General features: G+C 74.3%; 8 protein-coding genes. 5 read left to right on the top strand and 3 right to left on the bottom strand.

Annotated elements, in window-relative coordinates; genetic code table 11:
• Nucleotides 1-44 precede the first annotated feature (44 nt).
• Nucleotides 45-4,805 (top strand): hypothetical protein, encoded by a 4,761-nt coding sequence (locus ACF09C_RS20460; protein ID WP_392093048.1) that lies wholly within the window; start codon nt 45-47, stop codon nt 4,803-4,805.
• Between the two features lie 89 nt (nt 4,806-4,894).
• On the opposite strand, the gene ACF09C_RS20455 is transcribed toward ACF09C_RS20460, so the two are convergent.
• Entirely contained in the window at nt 4,895-5,356 is a 462-nt protein-coding gene (locus tag ACF09C_RS20455; protein ID WP_392093046.1) for a hypothetical protein, read from the bottom strand.
• 410 nt (nt 5,357-5,766) lie between these two features.
• On the opposite strand from ACF09C_RS20455, the gene ACF09C_RS20450 reads away from it, so the two are divergent.
• From ACF09C_RS20450 to ACF09C_RS20435, 4 genes are read left to right on the top strand one after another with little or no spacing between them, the layout of a single operon-like run.
• Complete coding sequence (locus ACF09C_RS20450; RefSeq protein ID WP_392093044.1) at nt 5,767-8,520, top strand: nitrate- and nitrite sensing domain-containing protein; 2,754 nt, start codon at nt 5,767-5,769, stop codon at nt 8,518-8,520.
• The gene (locus tag ACF09C_RS20445) at nt 8,517-8,957 is read left to right on the top strand and encodes a roadblock/LC7 domain-containing protein (protein WP_362428216.1); all 441 of its coding nucleotides are present in this window, start codon (nt 8,517-8,519) and stop codon (nt 8,955-8,957) included. The genes ACF09C_RS20450 and ACF09C_RS20445 overlap by 4 nt, the downstream gene beginning before the upstream one ends.
• 13 nt (nt 8,958-8,970) lie before the next feature.
• On the top strand, nt 8,971-9,432 hold the full coding sequence (locus ACF09C_RS20440; RefSeq protein WP_392093042.1) for a DUF742 domain-containing protein: 462 nt from the start codon (nt 8,971-8,973) through the stop codon (nt 9,430-9,432).
• Nucleotides 9,413-10,015 carry an ATP/GTP-binding protein gene (locus ACF09C_RS20435; protein ID WP_392093040.1) on the top strand — a complete coding sequence of 201 codons (603 nt, stop codon included), beginning with the start codon at nt 9,413-9,415 and terminating at the stop codon, nt 10,013-10,015. Before ACF09C_RS20440 ends, ACF09C_RS20435 begins: the two co-directional genes overlap by 20 nt.
• A gap of 9 nt (nt 10,016-10,024) precedes the next feature.
• Here the strand turns inward: ACF09C_RS20435 and ACF09C_RS20430 are convergent, their stop codons facing one another.
• The gene (locus tag ACF09C_RS20430) at nt 10,025-11,212 is read right to left on the bottom strand and encodes a lipid-transfer protein (protein ID WP_392093038.1); all 1,188 of its coding nucleotides are present in this window, start codon (nt 11,210-11,212) and stop codon (nt 10,025-10,027) included.
• A complete protein-coding gene (locus ACF09C_RS20425; RefSeq protein WP_392093037.1) occupies nt 11,209-11,718 on the bottom strand; it encodes a Zn-ribbon domain-containing OB-fold protein in 510 nt (169 codons plus the stop codon). The genes ACF09C_RS20430 and ACF09C_RS20425 overlap by 4 nt, the downstream gene beginning before the upstream one ends.
• Nucleotides 11,719-11,852: the final 134 nt, after the last annotated feature.

Below are 11,852 nucleotides of genomic sequence, written 5' to 3'. Positions count from 1 at the left end.
CCAGACTTCAGAAGCTTCAGAAGACGACTGAGAGCCCCGCCGCCATGTACGAGTTGTCCCGGGTCCGCCTCTACTCCATCGGTCCCGCCGGTGCGCGTTACGCCGACACCGTCCTGGACCTGCGCGGAGTCGGCGCGCCCGTGCCCAACCCCGCCCCCACTCAGGCGGAGTTCTTCGAGGAGGAGCCGGTCGGCCCGCCGCGCCGGCCCGCCCCGGCGGGCGTGCTCTTCCTGGAGAACGGCGGAGGCAAGTCCGTCCTCCTCAAGCTGATCTTCTCGGTCATGCTCCCCGGCCACCGCAACACCCTCGGCGGCGCCAGCTCCGGTGTGCTGCGCAAGTTCCTGCTCGCCGACGACTGCGGCCATGTCGCCCTGGAGTGGCAGCACACCCTCACCGGCGAGCTGGTCGTCGTCGGCAAGGCCAGCGAGTGGCGCGGGCGCCAGGTCTCCAACGACCCCCGCAAGTTCGCCGAGGCCTGGTACTCCTTCCGCCCCGGCCCCGGCCTCAGCCTGGACAACCTGCCGGTCGCGGAGGCCACCTCCGTACGCCCGCCCGTCGAGGGCGCGTCCGGCGCGCAGGGCCGCCGCCGCACCATGAAGGGCTTCCGGGACGCCCTCACCGAGGCGGGCAAGGCGTACCCGCATCTGGAGGTGTACTGGGAGGAGATTCACGACCGCTGGAACGAGCACCTCGGCGAGCTGGGCCTCGATCCCGAACTCTTCCGCTACCAGCGGGAGATGAACGCCGACGAGGGCGAGGCCGCCGGCCTCTTCGCGGTCAAGAAGGACTCCGACTTCACCGACCTGCTCCTGCGGGCCGTCACCGACACCCGGGACACCGACGGCCTCGCCGACCTGGTCAGCGGCTTCGGCAACAAGCTCGGGCGGCGCGCCGAACTCACCGCCGAACGCGACTTCACCGCCGGCTCCGTCGACCTCCTCGGCCGGATCGTCGAAGCCGCCGAGACCCGGGCACGCGCGCGTGACGTCCACGCCGGGGCCGAGCGCCGCACGCGTACGCTCGCCCGCCGGCTCTCCGCCCGCGCCACCGAGGAACGTGCCCGTACGGCTGAGCTCGCCCAGCAGGTCACCTCCGCCGCGCACGCCGTCTCCGAGGCAGAGGCGGCCCGCGGCCGCAGCTCCCTCATCGCGGCCGAACTCGCCTTCCGGCACGCCTCCCTGGCCCTCACGGTCGCCGAGAAGGGCGCCGCCTCCCAGCGGCGCGAGCTCATCGAGGCCCGCACGCTGCACTCCGCCTGGCAGGCCGCCGAGGCCGTGCTCCGCCACCGGGCCGCCGGCGACCGCTCCGCGCGCGTGGCCGCGGCCATCCGCGAGGCCGAGCGGGACGCCGCCCCCGCGCTCGCCGCCCGCGCCAAGGCCGCCGCCGACCTCGTCCGCGCCCTGCACGCGGCGGCCGAGGAAGGCGAACGGCACGCGGCCGAGGAGGAGGAGCGCTCCGCCGCCCTCCAGGAGGCGGGCGAGACCGCCCACCGGGACGCGACCGTCGCCGCGACCGAGGCCCAGCGCGCCCGCAGCGAGGCCGGGCACCTGCGCCAGCGTCTCGCGGAGGTCGAGCAGGAGACGGCCGAGGCGGTACGGGCGGGCTGGCTCGACGACTCCGCCCCCGACGCCGACCCGGCCCGCGCCGCCCTCGCCGCGAGCGACGCCGAGAAGACCGCGGTCGCCGCCTTCGACGCGGCCCGCGACGCCGCCCGCGAGGCGGCCGACCGCGCCCGCGAGGCGGCCGCCGCCGAGTCCCGTGCCGAACTCGCCGCGGCCCGCGCCACGGACGCCGCCGAGGCCGCTGAGAACGCCTACGACGCGGAGCGCCGCGCGGCCGAGTCCCTCGCCGCCGACGACCGCCTCGCCGAACTCCTCAGCCTCCCGCCCCGGACGACGTCCCCGCTGCCGGGCCAGCGCGTGAGCGAGGCCGAAGGAGAGGCCCGGCCGGGCCCCGCCGAAGGCCAGGACCTCCCGCCGGGCGAAGACGGCCCCGCGGCCGCACCCGACCATGCCTCCGGCACCGACCGCGCCACCGCCGCCGACCGCGCCACCGGTCCCGAAGGGACCCACGGCCCGTTCACCGTCACCGAGTTCGACCGGTACGCCGACGAACTGCGGCGCCTGCTCGACCAGTCCATCGCCTCCGCCGAGCGCCAGCTCTTCGACCTGCGCACCGCCGCGGCCGACGACTCCCGCATCCTCGGCGCCCTCGGCGACGGCGGACTCCTGCCGCCGGGACCCGACGTGCTCGCCACCGTCGAGTACCTCGGTGAGCAGGGCATCCCGGCCCTCCCGGGCTGGCGCTATCTCGCCCAGGCCGTCGACCCCGCCGACCACGCCGCCGTCCTCGCCGCCCGCCCCGAGCTGGTCGACGGTGTCGTGATCACCGACCCCGTCTCGTACGCCCGCGCCCGCGAGGTGCTGAGCACCGCCGCCCTGCTGCCGCGCTCCACCGTCGCCGTCGGCACCGCCGCCGCGCTCCTGGCGCCTGTGCCCGCTCCGGAGTCCGGCGAGGAAGCCGGCGTCTTCCTCGTGCCGCCGAACCCGGCCATGCACGACGAGCACGCGGCCGACGAGGAACGGCACGCCCTGCGCGCCCGCGCCGCCGCCCGCGACGAGGAGATCCGCAAGCTCGCCGCCCGCCTCACCGGCGACCGCTCGCTCGCCGCCCGGATCGGCTCCTGGCGCACCGACTGCCCGCACGGCATGCTCGCCGAACTGGCCGCCGTCGCCGCCACCGCCCGCGAGACCGCCGAGGCGGCCGCGGCCACCCTCACCGAGGCCCGTACGGTACGCGCGGAGGCCGACGAGGCCGCCGGCGACGCCGCCCGCGTCCGCGACGAACGCCAGGAGGCCGCCCAGCGCGCCCGCCGCGCCGCCGACGCCCTCGCGGGCCTGGCGTTCCGGCTCCGCGAGCGCTCCGCCTGGCAGGCCAAGCTCCGCGAACTGGCCGACGACGCCACCGAGTCCGAGGCCCGCGCCCAGACCTGCCTGGAGCGCGCCAGGGCCGCCGACGAGGACCGCCGTGCCGCCCAGCGCGCCGCCGACGACGCCCACCGCACCGCCCGCGCCCTGCGCGCCGAGCGCGCGGAGATCGCCGGCGCCCCCGACCAGCTCCCCGAGGAGGACGCGGACGCCCCGCGCACCGCACTGCCCACCCTGCGGGAGGCCTACCGCGCCGCGTCCCAGGTGTACGAGAAGGTCGGCGTCGGCGCCGACCTCCGCGCCGAGCAGGCGCGCGCCGAGAGCGACGAGTCCGCCGCACTCGCCGAACTGGACCGCCTCACCAACAAGGTCCGCGTCCGCGCCGAGCAGCTCCTGGAGTCCACGGACGGCGCCGACGGCCCGTCCCGGCAGGCGGCCGCCGCCCGCGCCGAGTCCCTCGTCCAGATGCTGGAGAGCCGCGCGAGCGAGGCGAGCGAGAAGCTCGGCCGGCTCCGCGGCGAGTCCGAGCGGCTGGCCCCCGAGGACGGCGAGTCGCACACCGAACTCCCGGAGGAGCTGGTCCCCGCCGACGCCGAGCAGGCCCAGGCCCTGCTCCGTACCGCCACCACCGAACTCGCGGCCCGCAGCGACGCCCTGGAGGCCGCCCGCACGGCGCACACCGGCCTGCTGCGCGCCCACCGCGCCGCCGAGGACGCCGCCGGCGGCTTCGACGAGACCGCGGCCCTCCTGCGCGACCTGCTCCGCGACCACACCGAGGACGAGGAGGACGGCCCGGAGCCGTACCCCGGCACCCTGGAGGAGGCACGGCAGACCGCGGCCGAGGCCCGCCGCTCCCTGCGCGGCTGCGCCGCCGACCTCTCCGGGGCCGACGCGGCCGTCCGCGAGGCGAGCGACATCCTCGTCCGGCACGCCAACGCGACCCGCTACGAGCAGGTCCGCACCCCCGCCCGGCAGCAGATCCGTGAACTGCCCGCCGCCGCGCTCCCGGAGCACGCCGCGAAGTGGGCCGAGGCCTTCGCACCGCGGCTCCGTGTCCTCACCGACGAACTGGAGCAGCTGGAGCGCAACCGCGACTCCATCGTCGACCGCCTGCGCGGCCTCGTGGAGTCCGCGCTGACCACGCTCCGCTCCGCCCAGCGGCTCTCGCGGCTTCCCGAGGGGCTCGGCGAGTGGTCGGGCCAGGAGTTCCTGCGCATCCGCTTCGAGGAGCCGGACCAGGCCACGCTCACCGAGCGGCTCGGCGAGGTCATCGACGAGGCGACCCGCGCCGCCGTCAGGAAGAACTCCGACCTGCGCCGGGACGGCATGTCCCTGCTCCTGCGGGGCGTACAGGCGGCCCTCGAGCCGCGCGGCATCGCGGTCGAGATCCTGAAGCCGGACGCCGTGCTGCGGGCCGAGCGCGTGCCGGTCGGACAGATGGGCGACGTCTTCTCGGGCGGCCAGCTCCTCACCGCCGCCATCGCCCTCTACTGCACGATGGCCGCGCTGCGCTCCAACGACCGGGGCCGCGACAAGCACCGCCACGCCGGCACCCTGTTCCTCGACAACCCGATCGGCCGCGCCAACGCCACGTACCTGCTGGAGCTGCAGCGCGCGGTGTCGGACGCCCTCGGCGTCCAGCTCCTCTACACGACCGGTCTGTTCGACACGACCGCGCTCGCAGAGTTCCCGCTGGTCATCCGGTTGCGCAACGACGCCGACCTGCGGGCGGGGCTGAAGTACATCATCGTCGAGGAGCACCTGCGGCCCGGCCTGCCGCAGCCGACCGTCGAGGACGGCGCCGTGCACGGCGAGATCACCGCGACGCGGATGTTCCGGCGCGCGCCCGAGGAACAGCCGGAGCCCGCGCAGCGGTGAACCGGAGCCCGCGGCAGCAGTGAATCGGCGGCGCTGCAACGGCGAACGGCCCGGCCCCCCAAGGGGACCGGGCCGTTCGCGTCCGTTCCTCAGGCCGCCTCGGACAGCGCCGCTGCCTCCGCGCGCCGTACGGCGGGCGCCGCCGCCGCTCCGTGACCGCCCGGGTCGCCTTCCGCGACCCTCGCGGCCTTCTCGGCCTTCTGCTCCCGGCGCCGCTCACGGCGCGACACGCGCGCCGTGCTGCTCGGTTCGGACACCACGCCGTTCCGCTGCCGCCAGACCTGGCGCGTCACCCAGACATCGAGCACGCTCCAGGTCGCCACGACCGTGCTGCCCACGGTGGACAGCAGCATCGGAAACGCGAGCCACGAGTTCGTGACCGCGCAGAAGAAGGCCACCACGGCCTGTACCAGTGTGATCGACGCGATCATGACGGCTCGTACGGCGGCGGTACGCACCGGGTCCGGCATGCGGCGCCGGCCCCTCTCGTCCTCCACCCACAACTGCCGCGCGGACCGCGCCTCGTGCTCCATCGCTTCGTCACTCCCCACAGCCGACCGTCCTCAGGGGTGGCTGCCCGTCCTGAGCGGCTTTACTCGGGCGCACCCCTCCCCACGGACAAAGACGCTCAGCGGGGGGAAAAGGTTTCCCCGCGCCCATACCGGAACGAAAAATTCCAGCCATCCGCTCGACGGCCGACCGCAAGGTTCGGCCACGTGTCCTGCGCCACATTGCGGAATCCCAACTCCCCGGATAGCGGGACATCTCTAGATCAACGCTCACTCAAGAGGCTGAAAATCGCCTGGATGCGCCTTCGAGTTGGCTGTGATGCAGTAGTAGGCTCACGCCGCCAATTGTTGAAGCTGATGGTTGACGCCCCGGGTTGACGCTGTGTGTTGACGCCGCGCGTCGCGCAGGAGGCCTCCGCGCCGGGTGGAGGCCTGCCGAACTGGGGGAGGCCATGCGCTTTCGCGGGAAGTCCATCCGCCGGAAGATCGTGGCGTTGCTCCTCGTACCGCTCGTCTCCCTCACCGCCCTCTGGGGCTTCGCGACCGTGCTCACCGGCCGCGAGGCCGACCAACTCCTCGACGTCGGCTACATCGTGGAGAAGGTCGGCTACCCCATCGAGGACACCGCGCGCGTCATCCAGAAGGAACGCCGCCAGTCGCTCGCCTACCTCGCCGACCCGCGCGCCTCCGACGCTCTCACCAGCCTGCGCAAGCAGCGCGAGGCGACCGACCGTCAGATCGCCCTCGTCCGGCGCAACGCGGCCGACTCCGGCGTACGGGAGGAGATGCGGCCCGTCGCGTCGCAGCGCCTCGACTCCTTCCTCACGGCACTCGACGGCCTCGACTCGCTGCGCCGCTCGGTGGAGAACCGCAGCATCGGCCGGATCCAGGCCCTCGACTTCTACAACCGCCTCGTCGACCCCTGCTACAGCTTCCTCATCACCCTCCATGCCCTGGAGAACGTGGAGATGGACAAGCAGGGCCGGGCCCTCGTCGGCGTCACCCGCGCCCGCGAGCTGCTCTCCCGCGAGGACGCCCTGGTCCTCTCCGCGCTCAGGTCGGGGCGCGTCACCGGCGAGGAGATCCGCGAGATCACCGACCTCGTCGCCCAGCGCAAGCTGCTCTACGAGGTCAACCTCGAGATCCTCCCCACCGTCGAACGCGAGCGATTCGAACGCTACTGGGGCAGCCCCGACACCGAACCGCTGCGCAGCGCCGAAGAGGACCTGATCGCCGCGGGCGCCACCAAGAACCCGCGCGCCGTCACCGCGGAGCGCTGGGAGGAGCGGGCGACCCCGGTCCTCGACGACCTCGCGCGGGAGAACACCGCAGCCGGCGACCGCTACCAGGACCGCGTCCAGCCCGCCGCCTACAGCGTGCTCCTCAAGGCCGGGATCGCCGGCGTCCTCGGCTTCCTCGCCCTGCTCCTCTCCGTCGTCGTCTCCGTCCGGGTCGGCCGCGACCTCGTCCGCGACCTGCGCCGGCTCCGCAAGGAGGCCCAGGAGGTCTCCGGCGTACGGCTGCCGAGCGTGATGCGCCGCCTCGCCGCAGGCGAACTCGTCGACGTCGAGACCGAAGTACCGCACCTGCGGTACGAGGACGACGAGGTCGGCCAGGTCGGCCAGGCCCTCAACACCCTCCAGCGGGCCGCCGTCGAGGCCGCCGTCAAGCAGGCCGAGCTCCGCCGCGGTGTCTCCGAGGTCTTCGTCAACCTCGCCCGCCGCAACCAGGTCCTGCTGCACCGCCAGCTGACCCTCCTCGACACCATGGAACGGCGCACCGAGGACACCGAGGAACTCGCCGACCTGTTCCGCCTCGACCACATGACCACCCGCATGCGCCGCCACGCCGAAGGCCTGGTGATCCTCTCCGGCGCCGCGCCCTCCCGGCAGTGGCGCAAGCCCGTCCAGCTCATGGACGTGGTCCGCGCGGCCGTCGCCGAGGTCGAGGACTACGAGCGGATCGAGGTCCGGCGCCTGCCCCGGCTCGGCGTCGGCGGCCCTGCCGTCGCCGACCTCACCCACCTCATCGCCGAACTCCTGGAGAACGCCACGGTGTTCTCGCCCCCGCACACCGCCGTGCAGGTCCTCGGCGAGCGGGTCGCGAACGGCTTCACCCTCGAGATCCACGACCGTGGCCTCGGCATGAACCCCGACCTCCTCCTCGACGCCAACCTGCGCCTCGCGGAGACCCCCGAGTTCGAGCTCTCGGACACCGACCGCCTCGGCCTCTTCGTGGTCAGCCGGCTCGCCCAGCGCCAGAACGTCCGGGTCTCGCTGCAGCCCTCGCCGTACGGAGGGACCACCGCGGTCGTCTTCATCCCGGCCGCCCTGCTCACCGACGCCCCCGAGACCGAGGGCAGCGGCTTCCGCCTGGACCGCTCGGCGACGGAGCGCAGGCCCGCGCTCACCAAGGTGCCCGGCGGCGCCGCGCCGGCCACCGGACCCACCCGGTCCGCCGCCCACTCGCTCCTCGACGGCCGGAAGGACACCGGGTTCGACACGGCCCTCGGCGCCCCGCTCGACGGCCCGGTCGAACTCGAGGCGCCCCTGGGCACGGCCGGCTACGACGAGCTGCTCAAGCCCTCCGCGGCCGCCGACCTGGAGGACACCGAGAGCGAGCGCGGTGGCCTCTTCCGGCCCCGGAGCCGGCGCGGTGGCCTCGCCCCGGCACCCGCACCGGACGGCGAGCAGCACAGCCAGGCCCCGGACCAGTCGCCCGACCGGTCCGAGGACCGCGGCCCCGTACCGCTGCCCCGGCGCCGTCCGCCCACGCTCGTCGTGGACCGGGGCCGCCGCGTCGACGAGCCGGGCCGCGCCCATCCGGTCCCGGCCCAGGAGCCCGAGACACCGGGCAGAGGCACCCGCAAGGGCATCGGCGCCGGCACCGGCACAAGCGCGGGCGCCGGGAGCACGGGCATGCCGCCCACCCTGGTCCCCGTACCGCCCGAAGGACCGGCACCGTTCGGCGGGCTGCCCCGCCGGGTCCGGCAGGCGAGCCTCGCGCCCCAGTTGCGCGAGACGGACGATCGCACCGACTCCACGGCCGCGACGGGCTCCACCGCCCCGGCCGGCACGGACTTCGAGCGCGACGCCGACGAAGTGCGCGACCGCATGGCTTCGATGCAACGGGGCTGGCAGCGCGGACGGCGGCAGAACGCCGAGACGACAGCACCAGGAACGACACCCGAGGGGGACGGTCGATGACCGCACCGAACGCCGCAGGAACCCAGACCTCCGGAAACGGCAACGGCGAGCTGAACTGGCTCCTCGACGAGCTGGTCCAGCGGGTCGGGTCCATCCGCAAGGCACTGGTGCTCTCCAGCGACGGACTCGCCACCGGCGCCTCCGCCGACCTGACCCGCGAGGACGGCGAGCACCTGGCCGCCGTCGCCTCCGGCTTCCACAGCCTCGCCAAGGGCGTCGGACGCCACTTCGAGGCGGGCCAGGTCCGCCAGACCGTGGTGGAGCTGGACGAGGCGTTCCTGTTCGTCACCGCGGCGGGCGACGGCAGCTGCCTCGCCGTGCTCGCCGACGCCGACTCGGACGTCGGCCAGGTCGCGTACGAGATGACGTTGATGGTCAAGCGGGTCGGCATCCACCTGGGGACGGCGCCTCGCTCCGGGCTGACCGCCGGAGGGTGAGTGGGGGGACACCATGACTGACGGCTCGACGGAGGGCACGGCCTGGCCCACGACCGAGGGCGAACGCGCCCCGGACTCGTGGGACCAGGGTCCGCAGCCCGCCCACCACTGGTTCGACGACGACGCCGGGCCCGTGGTCCGTCCGTACGCGATGACCCGCGGCCGAACCAGCACCGCCACCCGCCACCGTCTCGACCTGATCGCCGTGGTGGTGCCCGAACCCGCCGCCGACGACCCCGGCCGGGACCAGACCCTGTCCCCCGAACACGTGGAGATCGTCGAACGCTGCTCGGACACACCGCAGTCGATCGCCGAACTCGCCGCCGGACTCGACCTCCCCGTCGGAGTCGTCCGGGTCCTCGTCGGCGATCTCGTCGACGACGAACTCGTCCATGTGACCCGCCCCGTTCCGCCGGCCGAGCTGCCGGACGTGAGCATTCTCCGCGAGGTGATCAATGGCCTTCGGGCGCTCTAGCCGCACCAAGCCGCTCGTCGAACCGGTGACCCTGAAGATCCTGGTCGCGGGCGGCTTCGGGGTGGGCAAGACGACGCTGGTCGGCGCCGTCAGCGAGATCCGGCCCCTGCGCACCGAGGAGATCCTCAGCGAGGCCGGTCGGCCCGTCGACGATCTGCACGGAGTGGAGAACAAGTCGACCACCACGGTCGCCATGGACTTCGGCCGGATCACGCTCCGCGAGGACCTGGTCCTCTACCTGTTCGGCACGCCCGGGCAGGACCGGTTCTGGTTCCTCTGGGACGAGCTCGCGCAGGGCGCGCTCGGCGCGGTCGTCCTGGCGGACACCCGGCGCCTGGAGGACAGCTTCGCGGCGATCGACTACTTCGAACGGCGTGGCATCCCGTTCACGGTCGCGGTCAACTGCTTCGAGGGCGCCCGGCGCTTCCCCACCGAGACCGTCCGGGGCGCGCTCGATCTCGACCCGGAGGTCGAGCTGCTGATGTGCGACGCCCGCGACCGCGAGTCGGTGAAGAACGTGCTCGTCGCGGTCGTCGAACACGCCCTCGTCCTGGCGGACCAGGGCGCGCCGGTGTCCACCTGACGGGTCGGCTCACCGCACCACGACGACCGCCGAACCGTGCCCGAACAGCCCCTGGTTCGCGGTGATGCCGACCCGGGCGCCCGGCACCTGCCGGTCGCCGGCCGTGCCCCGCAGCTGCCAGGTGAGCTCACAGACCTGGGCGATGGCCTGGGCGGGCACGGCCTCGCCGAACGACCCCAGTCCGCCGCTGGTGTTGACCGGGACACGGCCGCCGAGGGCCGTGACCCCGTCCCGTACCAGCTTCGCGCCCTCACCGGCGCCGCACAGGCCGATGTCCTCGTACCACTCCAGTTCCAGCGCGGTCGACAGGTCGTAGACCTCCGCGAGCGACAGGTCCTCGGGCCCGAGCCCCGCCTCCTCGTACGCCGCCCGCGCGATCGACGCGCGGAAGGTGTGCGGCGCGGGGGATGCGGCGACGGCCGAGTCGGTGGCGATGTCCGGCAGGTCCAGGACGGCCTTCGGGTACGTAGGCGTCACGGTGGAGACGGCCCGGATCCGGACCGGGTCCGGGTGTCCGTGGCTGCGGGCGAACTCCATGCTGGAGAGCACGAGCGCGGCGCCCCCGTCGGACGTGGCGCAGATGTCGAGCAGCCGCAGCGGATCGGCGACGACGGCCGAGGCGGCGACCTCCTCGGCGGTGACCGTCTTGCGGTAGCGCGCCAGCGGGTTGAGCGCCCCTGCCGCCGCGTTCTTGACCTTCACCTGGGCGAAGTCGTCCACCGTGTCGCCGTACAACGCCATCCGGCGGCGGGCGTAGAGCGCGAAGTACGCGGGGTTGGTCGCCCCGAGCACACGGAAGCGGAGCCAGTCGGGGTCGTCGGGCCGCTCCCCGCCCGCCGGGGCGAAGAACCCTTTGGGCGCGGAGTCCGCGCCGACGACCAGGACCACGTCCGCCAGGCCGGCCAGGATCTGGGCCCGGGCCGTGCCGACGGCCTGCGCGCCCGAGGCACAGGCCGCGTACACGCTGGTGACCCGCGCTCCCTGCCAGCCGAGGGCCTGGGCGAACGTGGCGCCCGCGACGTAGCCCGGGTAGCCGCACCGCACGGTGTCCGCGCCGACCACCGAGCCGATGTCCCGCCAGCCGATGCCGGCGTCCGCGAGGGCCGCCCGCGCCGCCGCCGTACCGTACTCGACGAAGCTCCGGCCCCATTTGCCCCACGGATGCATCCCGGCGCCGAGGACGGCGATGTCGTTCATGACCGTTCCTTCGGCTCGGTCGTCTGTGAGGGCTCCACGCGCGCGTGGACGGGTCGCCAGTTCCACGTGGTCCAGATGTGCTGGTCGTCCCCGTCGAGGACGCCCGGCACCACCTCCACCTCCATGCCGACGGCCAGGTCCGCGGTCCGCACTCCGGGCGCCGCCTGTCCCAGCACCACCATCGCCTCGGCCGCCAGCTCGACGGCGACGAGGGTGTACGGCTCCCAGGGCGCGTCCGGGTCGGAGACGTAGGGCGCGGGCGGGCGGTAGCGGCCGTCGGTGTACGACCACACCCGGCCCCGCCGCGAGAGCGGCGTCTCGACGAGCGTTCCGCCGCCCGGGCAGCCGGGGTTGCGGCACCAGCCGTCCTCGCGGGGGAAGAAGACCGAGGCGCAGGCCGTGCAGCGGGTGCCGAGGAGCCGGAACTCCGCCGCCCCGCCCGGCCCGGCGCCACCGCCGTCGTCCGTGAACCATCCGGCCACCACCGGCCTGCGCGTCCGTGTCACGACGGCCCTCCCCGACCCGAGATCACCCTGATCTGACGAAGCGTCAGGAAGTCTGTCATGGATGCCGCGCGCTGAGAACCGTACGGACCTTTATCGCGTCCCTACGTACGGAACGGGCGGCCGGGACCCACGGG

The organism is Streptomyces sp. NPDC014870 (assembly GCF_043081505.1).
GTDB lineage: Bacteria > Actinomycetota > Actinomycetes > Streptomycetales > Streptomycetaceae > Streptomyces.
This window is presented reverse-complemented; position numbering and strand designations above follow the sequence as displayed.